Below are 440 nucleotides of genomic sequence, written 5' to 3'. Positions count from 1 at the left end.
AAAATGTTCAAACTGCCCTTGACGTAGATTTCCAGCGCAGCCGCCACATGGCGGGCTTCCGGTTCATCTTGCGTCAGCAGTGCATTGTAGAGGTCTTCCAGCAGCGGCATATTTTCTGGGGTGGGATTCTCGAAATACTTGCGATAGATTACATGGACGCAGCGGTCAATGACCGTCTTTTCCACCGGCTGCAACCCTTCTTTGCCGCCCACCACCAGTTCGCACAGGGACAGTACAAAGTCGGCTTTCAAAGCCAGCGGGTTATCCTCTTCCGAATAGTTGCTGTTGATGTCCATAGGGTTGATATACTGGGTGCTGGCAGGGCTGATATGGATGACCTGCCCATGCAGACGCTCCACCAGCGGAGCGTAATCGGCTGGGTCAGCGGTGTTACCACCGCCTTCCCGCCTAAGAACCGTACGTGACAGTTTCCCGTCATA

1 pseudogene is annotated in these 440 nt (G+C 54.3%); it reads right to left on the bottom strand.

What is annotated here, in order from left to right:
- Window positions 1–440: pseudogene (locus QZL71_RS13205) on the bottom strand (hypothetical protein); the annotation flags it as partial.

The organism is uncultured Faecalibacterium sp., assembly GCF_900066275.1.
In the GTDB taxonomy this organism is placed as follows: domain Bacteria; phylum Bacillota; class Clostridia; order Oscillospirales; family Ruminococcaceae; genus Faecalibacterium; species Faecalibacterium taiwanense.
This window is presented reverse-complemented; position numbering and strand designations above follow the sequence as displayed.